Origin of the sequence: Avrilella dinanensis, from assembly GCF_002807015.1 — a bacterium.
Classification (GTDB): Bacteria; Bacteroidota; Bacteroidia; order Flavobacteriales; family Flavobacteriaceae; genus Flavobacterium; species Flavobacterium dinanensis.
In genome coordinates this window covers 1,889,172-1,909,498 of record NZ_NIPO01000001.1, presented here as the reverse complement: position 1 = coordinate 1,909,498, position 20,327 = coordinate 1,889,172, and the positions used below count along the sequence as shown (strand labels likewise).

Genomic DNA, 20,327 nt, shown 5'->3' with positions numbered 1-20,327 from the left:
TATTCTATGACCTAATGAAAAGTAAAGTTGATAAACACCGCTCTGGTTTTCATAGATTCGATATATCCCGTCCATGGACTGTTTTCGTTGTAATCCCTGATTAATTCGTCCTGCATTCCGAATGAGCCACGCAAAGAAGTCGATAGTTTAAAGTGTGGGAAATAGAAATCTATTCCGACACCCAGCTCATAATTGTGTGTGAGCCGTTTCATTCGGAAAGTTCCTTCATAGTTATCTTCTTTAGAATTCTCATTACTGCTCAGGTTAATATTCTGAGAAAAACCACCCATAATAAACGGTCTGATATTCCCGGTTCTCACTGCGGAATATTTGAGCAACAACGGAAAATGCAGATAAGTCGTGCTGACTTCTCTTCTGGCTTTTCCCGGGTCAATGATATGAGGAAAAATCAAATCGCGTTTGTTGTATTCGAGATTCGGTTCAAAACGAAGGTCAAGCGATTCCATGATTCTCAGATTTCCGACCAATCCGACGGCAAAACCAAAACTGGTTTCGGTCAGTATTTCCTGACTGCCTCGGTTTTTCAGATAATCTTCGTTATATTTAAATTTAAAATCATAGGTATTCAATCCAATGGTATAACCCCAGTGAATACGCTGCTCGTCCCACGATTGTTGGTTCCGGTAAGGATTTTTTCCGAAAATCCATTGTGCCGAACCCGATACGGAAATCAGCAGAAAAACGACAATAATCAGTATTTTTTTCATTGTTTTGATGCGGTATATATTGTTGCCACGCCCATGGTTTGTGGCAAGTGTTTTACATTAGAAAACCCAATTTTACGCAAAATATTGTTCAATTCCTCCCCAAAAGGGAAATTTTTTGCCGATTCGGATAAATATGTATAGGCTTTGCGGTCTTTGGAAAAGAGTTTCCCCATTAACGGCATAAAGGTTTTCATATAAAAATTATACCCTTGTTTGAAAGGAAATCTGGTCGGAACAGAGGTTTCCAGGATCACAAAAATCCCGTTAGGTTTCAATACACGTAAAATTTCATCTAATCCTTTTTCCAGATTTTCAAAATTCCGCACACCGAACGCTACGGTAATCGCGTCAAAAGAGTTGTCTTCAAAAGGCAGGTTTTCCGAATCGCCCTGAATCATTTCTATTCTATTCTGCAAACCCAAAACTTTTACTTTCTCCTTGCCTACTTCGAGCATTCCGGCTGATAAATCCAATCCGACGATACGTTCAGCATCAGATTTCGACAACAAAATTGCCAAATCTCCCGTACCAGTGGCGATATCCAAAATAGATTCCGGATTGGTATCAGAAACCAATTTCAACACATGACGTCTCCAACCTTGATCGGTTCCCAACGAAATCATACGGTTCAGGTTATCGTAATTCCCCGAAATGGTATCAAACATTTGTTCGACCTGTTGTTTTTTACCTAATTTAGAATCTTTATAAGGTTGGATTTGCTCTGCCATTTTTGAATTATTTCTACAAATATAAGGATATTCTCAAAGATAGAATTATTTCTGTCTTTTTGAAACAACCCTACATTGATTTTTTTATTGTTTCATCGTAGATTACACAAGTTGTAATTTTTCCTACAAAATTATTTCTATGTATAAATATAGCTTCAGTACATTGTTTTAACTATTTTTGGTACTCAACAGAAAAAGTTTACCCCACTTTACAACCATTTTTGCTTTTCATACGTCTATATAATTAAAGAACCGAAAAATTGAAGTCATTGGCATTAAAATTTTCCGAAGTTCAGCTAATTGAACAGGTTATCCAACAGAATCGTTTGGCACAAAAACAGCTTTTTGAGCATTTTTCGCCAAAAATGCTGGGTGTTTGCCGGCAATATACCAAAAATCTTCATGATGCGGAAGAAGTTATGTTACATGCATTTATGAAAATTTTTCAGCATATCGGACAATTTAACAACGATGGGAGTTTTGAAGGCTGGATTCGCCAGGTTATGATTCGCGAATGTATTTCATTTCTGCGTCAGAAAAAAAAGCTGGCTTTTGTGGACGACATCAATCCGAATCTTCTAACCAAACTGCACAGCGAGCAGGACCATTCGGAAGATTATCAGGCTTTGATTGACGCTTTGCCCAATGGATGTAAACACATATTTATATTGTATGTCATAGAAGGATACAAACATCACGAAATCTCAGAGATGTTACACATATCGGTCGGTACGTCCAAATCGCAGCTGGCTTATGCAAAAAAGATTTTAAAGAAACATATAAAAAATACAGATGATGAAAGATTTTGAAAAAGACATAAAAAAGCATTTTCATCAGCGAGAAATACAACCCTCAGCAGATGCCTGGGAACGCATGGAAATACTTTTAGACAAAAAACAATCTAAAAAACGGAAATCTTATGGTTATTTATGGTCGGCAGCAGCATCGGTAATTTTGATGATAGGATTATGGTCAATCCTTAAAGAACCGGAAGAAGATCTGCGGAAGGCTGTTGAACAGCCTGTTATTGTCGAGGACGCACCCACACAAAAAACAACATCGAAAACAGAAAAACAAAAAGTTGTATCAAATCAATCAACCGTACAGAAACCCGTAAAATCCGCAAAACAAAAAGCACAACCACAATCTACTTCAACAGAAGAATATGTTGTTGCGGAAGAAGAAAATCCGAAAAAGAAAACTGAGGAATTATCTACCGATTTTAATATCGTTTATCCGTCGGAATACAACAAAGAGGAAAAGTTTTTTACAGAAAGAAAGCAGGTCGAAATCTATGTAAATCCTGAAAAGTTATTACACAATGCAGAAATCGAACGCCAGATGGAAAACATTTATACCGATGGACAAAATCTTTGGCGAAAAATAAAAGAAATAAACGCATCAGTTGAACACAATAAAATGACAGAAAATGAAGAAAATAATTTTTAGTACCGCACTTATATTACTGGGTACAGGTTTTGCAAATGCTCAAAAAACCGACGAAAGTCAAGAAAATACATTTTTCACACGAAAGATCAATGATATTTCGTATGATATTGATATCATAATCAAAAAAAATAAAGAACAGCTGAAAAAAGAGCTGAACGATATTGAGAAAAAACTCGAAAACAACGAGCTGACTAAAACCGAAGCAGATTCTATCCGAATTGTCAAAGCGGAATTTTACGCACGCCAAATCGAAGACGAAACCAAACTGCAGGAAGACCGAATCAAAAAATTGATTAATGAAAAAATTGAAAACAATATTCATTTCAGCAGTGATATGAGTACTTACCAAAAAAAATTGATTGAAAAGAAAGTGCTTGCATCAGCGGAATACGCTTTCGGTCACAGTATGATATTAGCTGATGGAAAAAGTAATCACGATTATTATTCGAGTAATGTATTATCGTCATTCGGGGTAGGAATCGGAGCTAAAACCCGCTTGGGCAAAGAAACTTCAAGCTGGTATTGGAAGTCAAATTACGACGTTCTATTTCATTTTTTTAAATTAAGCAACGGCAAGACATTTGAGAACGTAAACAATGAAACTATCTTAGTTGATTTAGATTTTCCTGTAAAACGGTCGAGAATGAATCTTATTGACATTAAATTGTCTAATTATCTGGAATACGATTTTTCCAAACCGAAATTTGATGAATTCGGAAACCCTATCATCAGATCACGTCAATCATTTTATGTGGGAGCAGGTTTCTTTCTTGGCTATAGTCAAATAAGCCGATCTCTCGTTTATGAAAAAAACGGCGAAGAATATAAAGAAAATACTCAGGCAAAATTCAACGCTAACCATTTTATCTATGGCGTAAGTGCCTATGTCGGATACAAAAACTTCAGCCTTCGGGGTACATACAACCTCAACCCGATATTTAAAAGGTCATTTGCCGACCAAAATATTCTGAACGTAGCACTTGTACTGGAATTGCTGTAAGCTATACGAAAAAGGAATAAACAGATTGTTTGTTCCTTTTTCTTCAGATAAAATATTGTATTTTTGTCGGTTGTATCAAATTTTGTTAAAACTATGCAATCCAAAGATATCCGAAGAAGCTTTTTAGATTTTTTCAAAAGCAAAGACCATTTAATTGTTCCATCTGCACCGATTGTTTTGAAAAACGACCCTACATTGATGTTTAACAACTCGGGAATGGCACAGTTCAAGGAATATTTTTTAGGTAATGCTGTGCCGAAAAGCAAACGTATTGCCGATACCCAAAAATGTCTGCGTGTGTCGGGTAAGCACAACGATTTGGAAGATGTAGGTTTTGACACCTATCATCACACCATGTTTGAAATGCTGGGCAACTGGTCTTTTGGAGATTATTTCAAAAAAGAAGCAATCGCCTGGGCTTGGGAATATCTGACTGAGGTATTGAAAATCGACAAAGACCGGTTATATGTGTCTGTATTTGAAGGAAATGAAAGCGAAAACGTTCCGTTTGACCAGGAATCATTTGATATCTGGAAACAATATGTGAGCGAAGACCGCATCATTCACGGAAACAAAAAAGATAATTTTTGGGAGATGGGCGACCAGGGACCTTGTGGACCGTGTTCTGAAATTCATGTAGATTTACGTCCCGACAGCGAAAGAGCCGAAATTCCCGGTCGTTCACTTGTTAATGCCGACCACCCTCAGGTCGTTGAAATCTGGAACAACGTTTTCATGGAATTTAACCGAAAAGCAGATGGAAATTTGGAAAAACTTCCGGAAAAACACGTCGATACCGGCATGGGATTCGAGCGTTTGTGTATGGCAATTCAAGGCGTGACGTCCAATTACGACACTGATGTTTTCACACCGCTTATTGCGAAAGTGGAAGAACTTTCGGGCTATAAATACACCAAAAATGATATAAAAAACATCAGTGAGGAACAAAACAAAATAAACATTGCCATTCGGGTAATCGTTGACCATGTTCGTGCGGTAGCATTTGCCATCGCCGACGGTCAGTTGCCGTCCAACAACGGTGCGGGATACGTCATCAGACGGATTTTGCGTCGTGCTATCCGCTACGGATTTACGTTCCTTAACCTCAAAGAACCGTTTATCCATCAATTGGTAGCGGTTTTATCCAGAGAAATGGGCGAATTCTTTCCGGAAATCATTACTCAGCAAGATTTGGTTACCAACGTAATCAAGGAAGAAGAAACCGCCTTTTTGCGTACGCTTGAGCAAGGCTTACATCTGCTTGATGAAGAAATAAAGAAAAGCACTTCCAAAAATTTTGCAGGCGAAAAAGCATTTGAATTATACGACACTTTCGGTTTCCCGGTTGATTTAACCGCTCTGATTTTGAGAGAAAACGGTTTTAACCTCGATGAAGATGGTTTTGAAAAAGCCATGCAGGTACAGAAAAACCGCTCAAGAGCCGCATCGGAAGTTGCTACAGACGACTGGCAAATTCTTATCGACGGTAATACCGAAACATTTGAAGGTTACGACCAAACCGAAAACGAAGTGAAAATTACCCGCTGGAGGAAAGTTTCTTCCAAAAAAGATGGAATTTTTTATCAAATCGTTTTAGACCATACGCCTTTTTATCCGGAAGGCGGAGGACAAGTTGGCGACAAAGGGGTTTTGGTTTCTGCCAACGAAAATATTGATATTATTGATACCAAAAAAGAGAACAACCTTATTCTGCATATTACTAAAAAACTTCCGGAAAGCGTTCAGGGAAGTTTTACCGCAAAAGTTAATGTGACATTGCGGAATGCAGCTGCCAAAAATCATTCGGCCACGCACTTGCTACATCAGGCATTGAGAGCTATTTTGGGCACACATGTTGAGCAAAAAGGTTCGTTAGTTTCGCCGGATTACTTGCGATTTGACTTTTCTCATTTTGCCAAATTAACCGATGATGAAATCGGACAAATAGAAACATTTGTCAATCAAAGAATTGCAGACAAACTGCCTTTGGTTGAACGAAGAAATATCCCTTACCAGCAGGCTATCGATGAAGGAGCAATTGCTTTGTTCGGCGAAAAATATGGCGATGATGTTCGTGCTATTAAATTTGGCGAATCTATGGAATTGTGCGGTGGAATCCACGTGAGCAACACGGCTGATATTTGGGCGTTCAAGATTATTTCGGAAGGAGCTGTTGCAGCCGGAGTACGAAGAATCGAAGCGATTTCGGGTGATGCAGTAAGAGAGTTCTACAAAAAGCAGGAAGATACGCTAGCTGAAATTAAACTTTTACTAAAAAATCCTCAGGACAGTTTCAAAGCTATTGAGCACCTGCACAGCGAAAACGAGCAACTCAAAAAACAGATTGAAGGTTTACTGAAAGACAAAGTAAAAGCATTAAAGTCTGAATTACTGAGTGAAATCAGTACTGTTAATGATATACAATTCTTAGCAAAACAGGTTGATTTGGACGCCAACAGCGTAAAAGATTTGGTGTATGAAATTGGCAATACAGCAGATAATTTCTTTATTCTGTTAGGTTCTGTCAATAATGGTAAACCGACACTTACTTGTTACATTTCCAAACCCTTAACTACTGATAAAAACCTGAATGCCGGACAAATTGTTCGCGAATTAGGCAAACATATTCAAGGCGGTGGTGGCGGACAAGTGTTTTTTGCTACCGCCGGAGGTAAAAACCCGGACGGAATAACAGCTGCTTTAACAGCTGCGAAAAATTATATTGAGTAATTTACCAAGTGACTAACAACATAAAATCCTGTTTCGCAACTGAAACAGGATTTTTTTGGATTATATAAAAAGAAGGTGCCCAAAAAATGTCATTGACCTGAGCTTACAAATTGGCGAAGCAATTTCAAGATATTGATTATCAAAGATTCCTCCTTCGTCGGAATGACAAAAAAAATCCGGACTGAAAATTTTTCAGCCCGGATTTTATTTAAACTTAATTGTGAATAACTACAATTATTTCTTTACTACTTGCTTAGTCATCGTGTGAGAACCGTCTTTGATGTTCAACAAATATACACCTGTTGCCAATTGGCTTAAATCAACGGTAGCTTCTACTTGTCCCTTGTTTTCTACTGATTGTGACTGGATTTCTCTACCAGTATAATCGTATAGTTTAAACGCCACATCTTGCATGGTTTCTGATGTAAAGCTTACGGTGATTCTGTCGCTTGTCGGATTAGGATACAATTTGAAATCAGCTAGTTCAAACTCTTCAGCAGCAACATTTTTACCATACATTCTGATTCTTTTTGATACCGTATAGTAAATATTTCCAACAGCCTCAATTTTTATTCTGAATGCACTTGTTGTGTTATCCAGTTCCGGTGTCATAATCTGTGCCGAACCTGTGTTAGCAAATGCTCCGGGAATATTCGGGTTGGCATTACCTTCAAAAGCAGTCCATGTTGAACCGTTATTGATTGTATAACTGATTTTCACATAAGCAGTATTGATTTCGTTAGCATCTGTTCCTGCTACGTCCCAAGTAATGGTTTCAGGTTGGTTAGCATACCAGGCAACTTGTCCTGTTTCCGGAATATTATCCGGGTAAGTAATTACGAATGGCCCTGCATCTCTGGTTTCAACTACGGCGGGGAGTGAGTTTTTCGTTTGACCTCCATTCATCACGTTATTATCTCTTACAACTACACCGAAAGTATATATTCTGTTTGGTAGATTAGACAGCACTTCCCATTCCGAACCTACTACTCCGGCAGCTTCAATCGTAGAACCATCCATTACTACGGTTTCAGAAGGGAATGAACGGTAGTTTCTTCCTGTGAAATTATACAATCTGAAGTTTGGTCCCGTTTCGCTTGTAGCAACCGGCGGTTGTACTGCTAAATTATTTCCTACCAATGCCGGGTCAATTTGCTCCCAGCTATAGGTAAGTGTAGTTGGGTTATTTGCATCAGTTGCCTCAGCTGTTAAAACGAATGGCGTGGAATGTGGTATTCTTTTTGGTAAAATAGGAGCAATATTCGGTGCCGGATTTCCTGAATTCACAGATTCTCCACAATCAGTTGCCCCAACTACTGAGCTCATTTGTGCTAAACTCACATAATGATAAAATGGGTATTCCATAAGTTCATAATCAAATGGTGCACATAACCCTGTATATGCCATAATAGTCACACCACTACCTACTTCTACCTGAGTAGGAGCGTCTGTTTCCATATTTCCAACACAAGAACCTCCGTTTCCACTACCTTCCTCTTCTTCTTCAACTTCTTCATTAACACTAAAAGTATGTGTCGCTCCTAATTGATGTCCTATTTCATGAGATACAATAGTAATTACAAAACCTGCTCCCTCAGGTTGTTGTGTTCCTGAAGCTCCACTTGCTTTTTGTCCTTGCACACAGATAGATGCCAACGCGGCTAGCCCCCCTCCGGATTCGAATCCGAACACATGACCGATATCGTAATTTGCATTTTGTATTACATTATCCACATTGGTCTGGTTTTGACCAATCATTTGTTGGGTATCACTATCAGTATAGCCTCCTCCTTCTAAATAAATTAAGTTATTAGTATTAGCAACCAAAACCAATCTTAAAGACATATCTCTCTCCAATACACCGTTGAGCATACTTACTGCATTATTGAAAGCATTTCGAACTGCTTGCTTCTTTTGTGCATCGGTTCCATCTTCAACACCTGCTTGTGTCACGTGATATGCTGCATACTCAGGTGTACAGGCCAAAGCCAAACGAAACGTTCTGAATTTGCTGTCACTCATTAAAGGCTGAATCAAATCGCCTTCTGATTGAATTTGCATATCCATTCCCGAAGAAAGCATATCCGAAGTTACTCCACACTCGAAATGACGACCTGTTATGTCTTCATAATGGTAAGTCATATAGGTATTCAAATCTTTAGTCAAGGCCTTAACGAAATACATCTGACCTTCCATATTATATCCCATCAGGCTTAACCCGAAATAATCTCCGGCAACCAAATGAATAATATTTCCCGGATTCTTTACATCAACCCCTTTATAGCTGCGAGTGTGCATATAACCGTTTTCTTTTTCTTCTTCCGAAATAGCAGAATAAAAAACGTAAAAACTTGAAACTCCTCCGTCTATTGAAGGTAAGCTAACCCGAATTCCTTGTTCCGGAGAGGAAATATATTTCTCATCAGGAGCCTGTTCCAATTGTAACACCAACTGGTGATAATCAGTCTGATACATCTGGTATTCTGACGGAGCATCGCTCGGCTCAAACAATTCCTTTCCAGAAAGTTCCCGTTCGCTTTGCAGCAATTTCCATCCTGCGTCTTGTGCTGATGCCTGATAACCAAAAAGTAACAAGCAAAACCAAAAAAAGAGTCTTTGTATTCTCATGCTGTAACAATGTTTTTTAATATTTATTCCGTAAATATATAAAAAAATATAAAATTCATATCTTAAAATTCAATAATATGATTTTAAAAGTAATTTTGTTACTCGTACCTTTGCAGACAAAGACATTTGTTTTGAGAAAATATTTATCCATAGACCAATTTCACAACAGTAAAGAAAATGTAGTGACCCTGGGCATGTTCGATGGTGTCCATCGCGGGCATCAATCCATTTTAAACCGGCTGACAGAAATAGCCAACAGTAATAATCTGGATAGTTTGGTACTTACTTTTTTTCCGCACCCAAGAATGGTTCTTACGCCGGACAATGCACCAAAACTGCTCAACACCATTGAAGAAAAAAGTATGTTGCTGAAAAAAACCGGCATCAATCATTTGGTTATTCATCCTTTTAGCATGGATTTTTCGCAGATGGACGCAGAAGATTTCGTAAAACGGATATTGGTAGATAAGCTGAAAACAAAAAAAATCATCATCGGATACGACCATCGATTTGGCAAAAACCGTTCGGCAGATTTTAATGATTTAGTCCGATTCGGCGAAAAATATGGCTTTGACGTAGAAAAAATTTCTGCACAGATGGTTGACGAAATTTCTGTTAGTTCCACCAAAATACGAACCGCACTGGAAAAAGGCGATGTTCATACAGCAAAGGAATATCTCGGCTATGATTATTTTTTCTCGGGCACGGTTATTCATGGTAAAAAAGTAGGCAGAACCATCGGTTTTCCTACTGCCAATTTTGAGATAGACGAAACGTACAAACTCATTCCCGGCAACGGAATTTATGTAGTTTATTCCTATATCAACAACAACAAAGTGTGGGGAATGATGAGCATCGGCACTAACCCAACCTTAGGCGATAATCCACAAACCATAGAAGTCAATTACCTGGGTTTCAATGAGGATTTGTACGGGCAGAATCTGACTGTTTTTATGGCAAATAAAATTCGTGAGGAAGAAACTTTTGATTCTTTAGACAGTCTGAAAAATGCTTTGAATCAGGATTTATTATACACCAAAAATTATATCCAATATGTGGCTAAATAAAATTTTTCGTCCTATCGACAACGCACAACTGATTCTGTTCCGAATTTTCTTCGGCTTGGTTTTCATTTTCGAAAGCGTCGGAGCATTACTTACCGGCTGGGCAAGAACCAATACCGTTGAGCCAAAAGTAAATTTCACTTTTATCGGTTTTGAATGGTTGCATTACCTGATGGGACCATATATGTATGTTCATTTCGGAATGATGGCTGTTGCGTCAATCGGTGTTATGCTCGGTTACAAATACCGTTATAGTATTATTTCACTGACTGTTTTGTGGGCTTGTGTTTATTTTATGCAAAAAACGTCCTACAACAACCATTATTATTTAATGTTGTTGATTTGCCTGTTGATGTGCTTTTTGCCTGCCAACAAATATGCCGCTTTTGACATAAAAAATAAACCGGAAAAAAGAACTTATGCCATGCCGGAATGGATACGGTTTTTATTTATCTTTCAGGTCAGTTGTGTCTATATTTTTGCGACTATTGCCAAGTTTTATCCAGGCTGGTTGGACGGCTCTGTTACCGCAATTATGTTCCGGAATATGAATGTTCCGGAGATAGTTAAACCCATGTTCAAATCGGAAAACTTTCATTTGTTTATCGCCTATACCGGTATTGCCTTTGATGGATTGATTATTCCGGCTCTTTTGTGGCGAAGAACACGCTGGATTGCAATTATCGCTTCGTTAATTTTTCATATTTTCAATTCTATCACACTAAAAATCGGCGTGTTTCCGTATTTTGCCTTAGCTTTCAGCATTTTCTTTTTTCCTCCCGACCAAATCAGAAAATTCTTTTTCCGCAGAAAGCCTGTCTTGACTGACGAGTTGGCGGAAATAAATTACAACCCATACCGGAAAACTTTTTTTGGGTTCATGCTTCCGTATATGATTATACAATTCGCTCTGCCGTGGCGACATCATTTTTTCAAAGGAGATGTGCTGTGGAATGAGGAAGGACACCGACTGAGCTGGCGAATGATGTTGCGTTCACGCTCTGGCGAAGCTCGTTTCAAAGTGGTGGATAAAAACACTGGCGAAACCAGTTTTTTTGACAATTCCGAATTACTCAACAGAAAACAACGCCGACGCCTGAATACGCCCGATATGATTTGGCAAATGGCTCAATTCATTAAAGAATACTACGCTGAAAAAGGAGCTGATGTTGAAGTTTACGTTTACAGAAGTCAGGTTTCTATCAACTCAAAGAAATCAAAAAGACTGATTGACTCTGAAGTGGATTTAGCTGCTGAAAAATGGTGTCATTTTAGTCATCACGATTGGATATTGGACGAAAACGATGAACGAACCCTTCCTCCGAAAACGAAAATAATGAAAAGTTTGTTTGATAAAACTTACCAAAAGTAAAATAGCTAATCCAATCTCCCAGATTAATATATTGTGCATTGTCCGACAAATGAATAATCATCGGCAAGTGTCGGTGTCCGAAAATGTAATATTGACATCGGACTTCGGGGTGTTTCCGTTTAACATATTGTACCAGCCATTCGTTTTCCTCACCCAGAAATTTAGCATCTTCATCACCCGAAATCAACTTGTTTTTGGTGGAAAGATACTGTGCCAGTTTAACACCAACATCGGGGTGCAACCACCTGAACAGCCATTTGGAAAAAGGATTAGTAAATACTTTTTTCATTCGTTTGTAGCCTTTGTCGCCCGGTCCCAAACCATCGCCATGCCCGACAAAAAGCTTGGTTCCGTTGATAGTAAATTGCTGCGGACGATGAAAAACCGGTATGCCTAATTCTTTCTCAAAATAATCGGACATCCACAAATCGTGATTGCCTACGAAGAAATATATTGGCAATCCATTGTCTTTCATTTGAGCTAATTTACCCAAAATACGCACAAAACCTTTTGGCACAACAGTCTGATATTCAAACCAAAAATCAAATAAATCTCCCAAAAGAAATAAAGCACCGGCTTCAGGCTCAATGGTTTCCAGCCATAACAAAAAACGCTTTTCCCGAGGCACGCTGGAAGCGATGTCGGGAGCACCAAAATGCTGGTCGGAGGCAAAAAAAGCCGATTTATCCTCTGGAAAATTAATTGTTATCATTTATTCATTATCTGATTGAAACCATTCGGCATAAGAACTCTCTGTTTCCTGCAAACGCAAAGAAAACAGTCCGATATTTTCAGGTAAGCGACTTTTGATACGTTCAGCAAAATCAATAACCATATTTTCGCTGGTAGGCTGATAATCGACCAAAATCACATGGTGTCCTCGGTCTTCCAGTTCTTTTGCCAGTTCAATATGCGGGGTATTTTGATTAAAAACAGTCGCATGGTCAAATTTCAACACGATTTCTTCCTGCACGATTTTTTTCAAATCGGAAAAATCAATGACCATACCATATTTTACATGATTAGCATCTTCGATAGGCTTCCCGATTACTGTTACCGACAATTTGTAGCTGTGTCCGTGCACATTCCGGCATTTGCCATCGTAACCGTACAAAGCGTGACCGGTTTCAAAATTAAACTGTTTGGTAATTCTTATATAGCTCATAAGCGTTTCGGTTATTTTTGTTTAAACTTAGCCAAAGCGTTTCGGGTAAAATCAGACAAAACTAACCTGCCTGATATTTTTGCTCTTTCGATAAGCAAATCGTCCCAATGGTCGGTTCCTTGCCACATGGCTTTTTTCATTTCGTACAACGCCTCCGGATTGTATGCCGATAATCTGTCGCAAAAAGCGTTGAGGGCTTCGTCCATTTCCGAAATTGACGTGAAAAGCTGTGTGAAAAGCTTATTGTCTTTCGCCCACTCGGCGGTTTTCCAGGTTTCGGCTTCAAGTGTCATCTCGCTCATTGCCGGCACACCGATTTTCCGGCTTACGGCAGGTTCAATTACAAATGGTCCGATGCCAATCGCCAGCTCAGACAATTTCACTGATGCCGATTCGACAGCGAAAACATAATCACAAGCCGCCACCAAACCTACTCCGCCACCAACTGCTTTGCCTTGCACACGACCGATGATGATTTTTGATGATTTACGCATGGCATTAATCACGTTGGCAAAACCACTGAAAAACTTTTCTCCGGTTTGTTCGTTATCTACCTGCAATAATTCGTCAAATGAAGCTCCTGCACAGAAAGCACGTTCGCCTTCACTCTGCAAAACAATAAGGTTTACATCATTGTTATCATTCAGATTGCTAATCGTTTGTGTTAGTTCAGCCAACAGATGCCCGGGAAAGGAATTGCTCGCCGAATGATAGAAACTCACGAAAGCGGTATGGTTTTTAATATGTAGCCAGATATGCCCTTGCTCACTCATAAAATCAAAGTTTTCGGTAAAATTATTTCATTATTCAGTAATTATCAATTAAAACCACTATTTTATTTTAAATTTGCACCTTGATAATTCATTATCATCTATGAAAACACATTTGTTCAGATTACTTTTGTTCTGCATAACAATCCATTATGCAACGGCTCAGCAGAAAACCACTTTTGCTGAAGTACCGCCTTTGTATATTCAGAGCAAAACCGAAAAACCGAAAAATCCAGCTCAGGATTTTGGCTATAACGTCCATGTTTCCCCAGTCGAAAAACTCAACAGCAATTATTATCTGTGGGTAGATGACCATTGGTATGAAGTGGTTAATTCCGAAGAAGTTTTTATCAAAGATATAGACACCCCCTTACTTTTTGAAATCAAAGATATTGACAACACCGTTTTGAAAATCAAAGATTCTCTGGACGTTGTTTATACCTACCCGATACTGGCGATATCATCAAATTTTATTGACCAGAAAACTTATCAGTCCAAAGACCGGAAAAAACTGATGGCACAGGCAAACCAACTGATTGAAAGCCATATTCCGCAACCGGTATCAACAGAAGTTGAAATACAGGATATCGTTTCTTCCGTTCCGGTAACTGTTACAGACACCGTTGTTAAAAGCCCTATATTAGACGTAATTGACATCAAAGAAACAACCGTCAAAACGGTTAAACCTTTTGAGCTGAAGACAAACAAGAAAAACGAACTCCCGATTGAAGTATTGACTGACAAAGAATTGAATATCGAGCAAATCAGTTCAGGCGTAAAAACTGAAACAAAAAAAGACGACAAGCCTAAAAATGCTTATGAACAAGCTGTTGCTGACGGTTTTGAAGGGACAGTAACCGAGTGGATTGAGTGGTCGATAAAAGAAAAGAAAGTTAATCCGTATGACGAAGCGGTCAAAAAGGGTTTTGAAGGAACAGAAGATGAGTGGAAACGCTCATTATGGGGTTCCAACGTAATTCCGGAAATCGAAGAGCGGGAAAAAACCACTTCTATCGTCATGAAATGGATGGATGAATTGAGTTCTGCTGATGGTTATTCGCCCTATGAAAGAGCTTTGCGAAACGGTTTTTACGGCACATTTACCGAATGGGTGGAATCTGTTATCGGCACCGAAGGCGAAAAAGCCTATGAAGCTGACAAAGAAAACGGATATACAGGTAGTTACAAAGAATGGATAGAAGAAAAACTCAACGCTTCGAATGAGGAAGTGATGCGAAAAGACCGGTTGAGAAATACCAATTTTATACTTGTTCCGAATGTTCGGATTGAAATGCCAAAGTATGCTGAGGATATTGCTGAATTTAACCTTTTTGATTATTACCAGAAATATTACGGCAGCTCGGTAATCAGCAGTTCGGGGCAGAGTTCGAGTATAAACATTAAACCAACCGATTTGGAATACCAGATTACGTGGTATGATGCCGAGGCGATTAAAATTATTGAGCTGACACCAGAAGGAATCATCAGATATCAGTGCGTTTCAGACGCAGAAAGCACTTCTTTTAATATCAGATATGTAGTAAAAAATTAAAAAAACTGTAACAAAAACAGTAGCTAACACACATATAACATATAAATATAATCATTATGAAACTAAAAATCACTTTAGCCTTATTTTTAGGCACACTAACAGCGACTTACGCTCAGGTTGAAGAGGAGGTCATTAAAGAAGAAGCTCCTGTGGAAATAGAGGTAGTGCCAGTGGAAGCAGAGGCAGAAGCGGACTATGATTTCGATTTTTCATTCTTCGAACCGACAGAACAAGATACTGTGGTAAAATACCGCACACAATCGTTTCCGTTTATTGCAGGTGGTTTCGGGAACGTTTCTAACGATGGGGCTTTTGCCAATTCTGATTTCGGTTACCTTCGTTCCTCTTTTTTCGAATGGGGATTAGCTTTCAGACGTCCTTTCAACGAGGATAAAAATCTGTTGGGACTTCGTTACGGAATCTCTTTCAGCTACAACTCGATTACACCTACCCAAAACAACATTTTGGTTGATAACGGTAACGGAGAAACGGTATTAGCCGATTCCGGAATTGCAGATATGAAAAGAAACGGTACTTACTTCAGAAATTCATACATCAATATTCCAATCGCTTTGGATTTTGATTTCAGTACCAAAACCTATAATCACGCCAACCGCAGATTTAAAACCAATCCGGGAATCAATTTCGGTATCGGAGGTTATGTAGGCTACAACATCAACTCTAAACAATTTATCCGCTACAAAGAAGACGGATATAAATATACGGTTAAAGAACACGGTAAATGGAATGTGAATGACTTCAATTACGGCGTGATGGCTTATGTGGGTTACACCAACCTTAAACTATATGCCAAATACGACTTGCAACCTGTTTTCAAAAACAACCCGACAGACCAAAAATTTTGGAGCTTAGGCTTGATGATTGATTTGAGGTAATGATATTTTTTTTATTGAAAACCGTCCGAAAGGGCGGTTCTTTTGTTCATTCGAGAAAAGATCCCCTTCACAAAACCAATATTCCTCAACCTTAATCAACGATTTACAGGTGATTAACAAACACTTACACAAATTACAACTTACTGACAATTAATAACTTATTTTATACCACAGATGCACAGATAAGTATTTTAACAAGAAAAATCCGTGCATCTGTGGCTTTCTATAAAACGCACTATGAGTTAACAACCATAAGCAAAGACTTCTCGATACAAAATTCCTTTCACTGCGTTACAGAAATTTCACTCGAAGTGACGATTAATGACAACTTTTTATAATCCAGCAATGATTTTTTACAATGCAGTGCTTCTTCTTTCTTCTTTTCTCTTTCTTCTATTTTCTTTCTTCTTTCTTCTTTTCTCTTTCTTCTAATCTCTATATTTGCACTATGATATCCAAAAACACCATAGACGCTATTTTTGATGCCACTCGCGTAGAGGAGGTTATCGGTGATTTTGTATCATTAAAAAAATCCGGAAGCAACTACAAAGGATTGAGTCCATTCAGCAACGAAAAAACACCTTCGTTTATGGTGTCTCCCGCCAAGCAAATCTGGAAAGATTTCAGTTCGGGCAAAGGCGGAAATGCGATTTCTTTTCTAATGGAACACGAGCATTTTACCTATCCGGAAGCCCTGCGTTATCTCGCCAAAAAATACAATATCGAAATCGAAGAAACCGAGCAGACCGATGAAGACAAACAGCTCGTCAACGAAAAGGAAAGCCTGTTTCTTGTTTCTGAATTTGCCAAAAAATATTTTGAAGAAATTCTTTGGAAAACCGATGAGGGTCAGGCTGTCGGATTGAGCTATTTCAAAGAAAGAGGTTTTAGTAAAAACACGATTGAAAAATTCGGTTTGGGCTATTCCCCCGACCGCTGGGACGCCTTTACAGAAGAAGCCCTCAGCAAAGGTTACAACCTCGATTATCTGGAAAAAACAGGGCTGACCGTCGTTAAGGAAGATAAAAAATTCGACCGTTTTAAAGGCCGGGTAATGTTCCCGATACAGAGCTTGTCGGGGCGCGTGTTGGGTTTTGGCGGACGTATTCTGGGTAACGACAAAAAAATGGCGAAATACCTCAATTCGCCCGAAAGCGATATCTACCACAAAAGCAAAATCCTCTATGGTATTTATCACGCCAAACAAGCCATTTCCAAAGAAGACAACTGTATTCTCGTTGAAGGTTACACCGACGTTATCCAGATGCACCAGGCAGGTATCGAAAACGTGGTTGCCTCGTCCGGAACTGCTTTAACACCCGACCAAATCAGGCTGATTCAGCGACTGACACAAAATGTAACCGTACTGTTTGATGGCGATGCAGCCGGAATGCGAGCCTCTCTGCGGGGTATCGACCTCATTCTCGAAACCGGCATGAACGTGCGGGTATGTGCCCTGCCGGAAGGAGAAGACCCCGACAGCCTTGCGAGAAAACTGCCTGTGAGCGAACTGCAGGAATTTCTGCAAAATGAAGCGGTAGATTTTATCCGTTTCAAAGCCAACCTGTTGATGCAGGAAACGAAAAACGACCCGATTGAAAAAGCGAATGTTATCCGTGATATGGTCGGTAGTATTTCCAAAATTCCGGATAGAATTCAGCAAGAGATTTATGTGCAGGAATGTGCCAGAATTATGGATATTTCGGAGGAAGTTTTGTTCAGTACGCTGGCACAAATCGGCAAAAAACAACTGCAGGAAGCCAACAAAAGACACAATCAACAGCAGAAAAGTCTGGAGGTTATCAAATCGACAGAACCGTCCGAAGTAAAGAAGACACAAGTCAATATCAAAGAATTGCTGGAACAACGGATTATTGAAATTCTGTTGCTCTATGGCAATTATGAAGAATATTTTGAAGAAGTCGTCTTGGTTGCCAATGAAGAAGATGAAAAAATCGATGAAATTATTCAGCGGGTAAAACGAAAAATTATCGAACAGGTTTATCTGAGTCTGCATCAGGACGAAATGGAGTTTACCAATGAGCTGTTCAAAGATATTTACCAGCATATTATTGCCTTTTATCAGCAGCACGATTATTGGAGCCTGGAAAGTTATTTACCTACTTTGTCGCCCGAAATGTCGGAGGTAATTACGTCGATTGTTATGGACGATGAAAAATATCAACTCGACAATTGGGAGGGGAAAAATATTTTTGTCAAAGCCAAAACCGACACGCTGTCGCAATATGTTACCGAAAATATCTACACCCTGCGGTGGTATCTGATTAATGATTATATCAATCAGCAAAAAAGTGATTTGTTACAGAAAAAACAACCGGAAGAATCTACAGAAATTCTGGAAGAAATCACAGAACACACCAAGACCATTAAAATGATTGCCGACAAGCTGGGTAGAGTGCTATCAAGGTTTTGATATTGATGTTATAACCTCCTTTAATTCTTTGATGTTTTCTTTCAGTTGTTCGATTCGCTCCTCATATTGTTCAACAAGTTTTTCAGAAAGTTGTGTCATTTACAGATTTTGACTAACCTCATCATTTTCTTTTGGTTCAATATTTTCCTGCGTAATATCAAAAGTATTTTTTACCAATTCTTCGGGAGCAATTTCAAAAAAATCACAAAGACTGTCAATATAGTTAGCCCAAGACATTCCCATGCCATTTTCTATTCTAGCATATACTGGCTGCGAAATATGTATAGAATCAGCAACTTGTTCCTGCGTAAGCTCTTTTTGTTTACGCAGTGCAAAAACTTTTTTACCAACTACTTCTGCTATTGTCATTTTTCTTATTTTTGTATCTTTAATAAATCGTTCTTTTATATTAGACCTGTTTTTGCAAAAAAGTCACATAAAAAATTAGTTTATTCTAAATTAGAATAAGATTATTCGTTTGCAGAATAAGGTTTTTTTCATACGAACCTTAAGTTTACACCATTAAACTTATTATTAACAAACAAATTTATTTCGTATGAAAAAGTTACTTTTTAGTGCATTAGCTTGCGTGGCTTTTGCGGGAAGCGGTTTTGCTTCCAATGAGATTGTTGTAGATTTACCTTCTGTACCAGAAGAAAAATCTAAAGTCGTAGATAAAGAAGTTGAAGAAGGTGGATTTGGTATTTGTAATACGACTTATTACGGCTATTATCAGACATATCAAATTACCCAAAGTACAGGTTTAGATGGTGTAACACGAATTCATGTATTTTCGGTTTTTAGAACAACTGGTGGCTGTGAAACATGTCATTATCTTGGAGGTTCTACAACAGAATGTTGGGGATTTGGGTATTAATTTTAATGTGGTATATTGTTCAAACATATACCACATATTTATTGTATTTTTATGAAACTATTTTATTTATTAGCCTTTTGTTTATTCTATGTACACGTGTTTTCACAACAAGTGGTTGTAGAATATTATGAGAATGCCATCATTAAAAACAAATCAGAGATTGAACAGTTGCCCAAATCAATTCAAAAGAACTATGAACCTAATCGGTTTTCCTATACCTTGACCTATAATGACGGTTACTCGATATACGAAAATCAAGACTACAGTCACTTCTTGGAAGAAGAAACAGAAGAAGAAGTAGAGGAAATTTTAGAATTAAGTGATGGAGAGCAAGTGGAATTTGTAGGAAAATCAATCCCAGACCCTAATCAATTTAAAAGGTTTGAAAAGATTTTTTACAAAGATTATTTTAATAAAAAAATCTATGCAGAGTTAGTTATCAACGAAAAAAAACAAGTTGTAGATGATTTTTTTGATTGGAACTGGGAGATAACCGATGAAGAGAAAAACATTAGTGGTTACTTGTGTAAAAAAGCAATTACGAGAATACAGGGCTATTATTTTGAGGCATGGTTTACTCAGGATATTCCCATAAGTGCAGGTCCCGAAAAGTTTGATGGCTTGCCAGGATTAATATTATATGTAAACACTGGTGGTGTTGAGTTTGTAGCGAAATCTATTAAATTTCCCGAGGGACCAATCGATATAGAAAAACCTAGTTTTCTAGGAGAAACCTATACATTTGATGAGGTATATACAAGAAAGGTTAATCATAAACCAACCATCACTGTAAATAGAGTTTTAGAATTCCAAAATGGTCCAAACAAAGGAGAGAAAAAATCAGTACAAAGAGTGAGCCAATCTACTTGGAATAATTAAGAACTTATTGTAAAAGTGTTTATAGATAATTTTAACAGGTGCTAAGCTAAGACAA

General features: G+C 38.3%; 18 protein-coding genes. 11 read left to right on the top strand and 7 right to left on the bottom strand.

Annotated elements, in window-relative coordinates:
• Nucleotides 1–11: 11 nt before the first annotated feature.
• Both porT and ubiE read right to left on the bottom strand, forming a co-directional pair.
• On the bottom strand, nucleotides 12–728 hold the full coding sequence (gene porT / locus CDL10_RS09130) for a type IX secretion/gliding motility protein PorT/SprT (protein WP_100678243.1): 717 nt from the start codon (nucleotides 726–728) through the stop codon (nucleotides 12–14).
• Nucleotides 725–1,456, bottom strand: a complete 732-nt coding sequence (gene ubiE / locus CDL10_RS09125) for a bifunctional demethylmenaquinone methyltransferase/2-methoxy-6-polyprenyl-1,4-benzoquinol methylase UbiE (protein WP_100678242.1) — start codon at nucleotides 1,454–1,456, stop codon at nucleotides 725–727. The genes porT and ubiE overlap by 4 nt, the downstream gene beginning before the upstream one ends.
• Nucleotides 1,457–1,725: 269 nt before the next feature.
• Between ubiE and CDL10_RS09120 the strand changes: the two genes are divergently transcribed.
• The 4 genes from CDL10_RS09120 (at nucleotide 1,726) to alaS (ending at nucleotide 6,635) form a co-directional block, all read left to right on the top strand.
• Nucleotides 1,726–2,265: an RNA polymerase sigma factor gene (locus CDL10_RS09120; RefSeq protein ID WP_317045746.1), complete on the top strand. Its 540-nt coding sequence runs from the start codon at nucleotides 1,726–1,728 to the stop codon at nucleotides 2,263–2,265.
• A complete protein-coding gene (locus CDL10_RS09115) occupies nucleotides 2,249–2,905 on the top strand; it encodes a hypothetical protein (RefSeq protein WP_100678240.1) in 657 nt (218 codons plus the stop codon). Before CDL10_RS09120 ends, CDL10_RS09115 begins: the two co-directional genes overlap by 17 nt.
• Nucleotides 2,886–3,905, top strand: a complete 1,020-nt coding sequence (locus tag CDL10_RS09110) for a hypothetical protein (RefSeq protein WP_100678239.1) — start codon at nucleotides 2,886–2,888, stop codon at nucleotides 3,903–3,905. Before CDL10_RS09115 ends, CDL10_RS09110 begins: the two co-directional genes overlap by 20 nt.
• Nucleotides 3,906–3,998: 93 nt before the next feature.
• Entirely contained in the window at nucleotides 3,999–6,635 is a 2,637-nt protein-coding gene (alaS, locus tag CDL10_RS09105) for an alanine--tRNA ligase (protein ID WP_100678238.1), read from the top strand.
• Nucleotides 6,636–6,869: 234 nt separating this feature from the next.
• On the opposite strand, the gene CDL10_RS09100 is transcribed toward alaS, so the two are convergent.
• On the bottom strand, nucleotides 6,870–9,263 hold the full coding sequence (locus CDL10_RS09100) for a zinc-dependent metalloprotease (RefSeq protein WP_100678237.1): 2,394 nt from the start codon (nucleotides 9,261–9,263) through the stop codon (nucleotides 6,870–6,872).
• A 131-nt stretch (nucleotides 9,264–9,394) separates the two neighbouring features.
• Between CDL10_RS09100 and CDL10_RS09095 the strand changes: the two genes are divergently transcribed.
• The gene (locus CDL10_RS09095) at nucleotides 9,395–10,330 is read left to right on the top strand and encodes a bifunctional riboflavin kinase/FAD synthetase (protein ID WP_100678707.1); all 936 of its coding nucleotides are present in this window, start codon (nucleotides 9,395–9,397) and stop codon (nucleotides 10,328–10,330) included.
• Nucleotides 10,317–11,699 (top strand): HTTM domain-containing protein, encoded by a 1,383-nt coding sequence (locus tag CDL10_RS09090; protein ID WP_100678236.1) that lies wholly within the window; start codon nucleotides 10,317–10,319, stop codon nucleotides 11,697–11,699. Before CDL10_RS09095 ends, CDL10_RS09090 begins: the two co-directional genes overlap by 14 nt.
• On the opposite strand, the gene CDL10_RS09085 is transcribed toward CDL10_RS09090, so the two are convergent.
• Genes CDL10_RS09085 through CDL10_RS09075 form a run of 3 tightly spaced genes read right to left on the bottom strand, consistent with a single transcriptional unit; the run spans nucleotide 11,599 to nucleotide 13,637 of the window.
• Nucleotides 11,599–12,411, bottom strand: coding sequence for a UDP-2,3-diacylglucosamine diphosphatase (locus tag CDL10_RS09085; protein WP_100678235.1), 813 nt, complete (start codon nucleotides 12,409–12,411; stop codon nucleotides 11,599–11,601). The genes CDL10_RS09090 and CDL10_RS09085 overlap by 101 nt on opposite strands.
• Nucleotides 12,412–12,864, bottom strand: coding sequence for a 6-pyruvoyl trahydropterin synthase family protein (locus CDL10_RS09080; RefSeq protein ID WP_100678234.1), 453 nt, complete (start codon nucleotides 12,862–12,864; stop codon nucleotides 12,412–12,414).
• A gap of 11 nt (nucleotides 12,865–12,875) precedes the next feature.
• Entirely contained in the window at nucleotides 12,876–13,637 is a 762-nt protein-coding gene (locus tag CDL10_RS09075) for an enoyl-CoA hydratase/isomerase family protein (protein WP_100678233.1), read from the bottom strand.
• 100 nt (nucleotides 13,638–13,737) lie between these two features.
• Here CDL10_RS09075 and CDL10_RS09070 point away from each other — a divergent pair, with 100 nt between their 5' ends.
• From CDL10_RS09070 to dnaG, 3 genes are all read left to right on the top strand, one after another.
• Nucleotides 13,738–15,186: a hypothetical protein gene (locus tag CDL10_RS09070; RefSeq protein ID WP_100678232.1), complete on the top strand. Its 1,449-nt coding sequence runs from the start codon at nucleotides 13,738–13,740 to the stop codon at nucleotides 15,184–15,186.
• A gap of 56 nt (nucleotides 15,187–15,242) precedes the next feature.
• Nucleotides 15,243–16,082 carry a porin family protein gene (locus CDL10_RS09065; protein WP_100678231.1) on the top strand — a complete coding sequence of 280 codons (840 nt, stop codon included), beginning with the start codon at nucleotides 15,243–15,245 and terminating at the stop codon, nucleotides 16,080–16,082.
• 448 nt (nucleotides 16,083–16,530) lie between these two features.
• On the top strand, nucleotides 16,531–18,516 hold the full coding sequence (gene dnaG, locus CDL10_RS09060) for a DNA primase (protein ID WP_100678230.1): 1,986 nt from the start codon (nucleotides 16,531–16,533) through the stop codon (nucleotides 18,514–18,516).
• A 99-nt stretch (nucleotides 18,517–18,615) separates the two neighbouring features.
• On the opposite strand, the gene CDL10_RS09055 is transcribed toward dnaG, so the two are convergent.
• Nucleotides 18,616–18,885 carry a helix-turn-helix domain-containing protein gene (locus tag CDL10_RS09055; RefSeq protein ID WP_100678229.1) on the bottom strand — a complete coding sequence of 90 codons (270 nt, stop codon included), beginning with the start codon at nucleotides 18,883–18,885 and terminating at the stop codon, nucleotides 18,616–18,618.
• 187 nt (nucleotides 18,886–19,072) lie between these two features.
• Here CDL10_RS09055 and CDL10_RS09050 point away from each other — a divergent pair, with 187 nt between their 5' ends.
• Together CDL10_RS09050 and CDL10_RS09045 are read left to right on the top strand one after the other, a co-directional pair.
• Nucleotides 19,073–19,393, top strand: a complete 321-nt coding sequence (locus CDL10_RS09050; protein WP_100678228.1) for a hypothetical protein — start codon at nucleotides 19,073–19,075, stop codon at nucleotides 19,391–19,393.
• 51 nt (nucleotides 19,394–19,444) lie between these two features.
• Nucleotides 19,445–20,272, top strand: a complete 828-nt coding sequence (locus CDL10_RS09045; protein ID WP_100678227.1) for a GLPGLI family protein — start codon at nucleotides 19,445–19,447, stop codon at nucleotides 20,270–20,272.
• The last annotated feature ends 55 nt before the right edge of the window (nucleotides 20,273–20,327 follow it).

Excerpts from the sequence above, each read along its gene's own strand:
- porT (WP_100678243.1), bottom strand. The coding sequence starts at position 728 with ATGAAAAAAATACTGATTATTGTCGTTTTTCTGCTGATTTCCGTATCG.
- ubiE (WP_100678242.1), bottom strand. The coding sequence starts at position 1,456 with ATGGCAGAGCAAATCCAACCTTATAAAGATTCTAAATTAGGTAAAAAA.
- CDL10_RS09115 (WP_100678240.1), top strand. The coding sequence starts at position 2,249 with ATGATGAAAGATTTTGAAAAAGACATAAAAAAGCATTTTCATCAGCGA.
- CDL10_RS09110 (WP_100678239.1), top strand. The coding sequence starts at position 2,886 with ATGAAGAAAATAATTTTTAGTACCGCACTTATATTACTGGGTACAGGT.
- alaS (WP_100678238.1), top strand. The coding sequence starts at position 3,999 with ATGCAATCCAAAGATATCCGAAGAAGCTTTTTAGATTTTTTCAAAAGC.
- CDL10_RS09100 (WP_100678237.1), bottom strand. The coding sequence starts at position 9,263 with ATGAGAATACAAAGACTCTTTTTTTGGTTTTGCTTGTTACTTTTTGGT.
- CDL10_RS09090 (WP_100678236.1), top strand. The coding sequence starts at position 10,317 with ATGTGGCTAAATAAAATTTTTCGTCCTATCGACAACGCACAACTGATT.
- CDL10_RS09085 (WP_100678235.1), bottom strand. The coding sequence starts at position 12,411 with ATGATAACAATTAATTTTCCAGAGGATAAATCGGCTTTTTTTGCCTCC.
- CDL10_RS09080 (WP_100678234.1), bottom strand. The coding sequence starts at position 12,864 with ATGAGCTATATAAGAATTACCAAACAGTTTAATTTTGAAACCGGTCAC.
- CDL10_RS09075 (WP_100678233.1), bottom strand. The coding sequence starts at position 13,637 with ATGAGTGAGCAAGGGCATATCTGGCTACATATTAAAAACCATACCGCT.
- CDL10_RS09070 (WP_100678232.1), top strand. The coding sequence starts at position 13,738 with ATGAAAACACATTTGTTCAGATTACTTTTGTTCTGCATAACAATCCAT.
- CDL10_RS09065 (WP_100678231.1), top strand. The coding sequence starts at position 15,243 with ATGAAACTAAAAATCACTTTAGCCTTATTTTTAGGCACACTAACAGCG.
- dnaG (WP_100678230.1), top strand. The coding sequence starts at position 16,531 with ATGATATCCAAAAACACCATAGACGCTATTTTTGATGCCACTCGCGTA.
- CDL10_RS09055 (WP_100678229.1), bottom strand. The coding sequence starts at position 18,885 with ATGACAATAGCAGAAGTAGTTGGTAAAAAAGTTTTTGCACTGCGTAAA.
- CDL10_RS09050 (WP_100678228.1), top strand. The coding sequence starts at position 19,073 with ATGAAAAAGTTACTTTTTAGTGCATTAGCTTGCGTGGCTTTTGCGGGA.
- CDL10_RS09045 (WP_100678227.1), top strand. The coding sequence starts at position 19,445 with ATGAAACTATTTTATTTATTAGCCTTTTGTTTATTCTATGTACACGTG.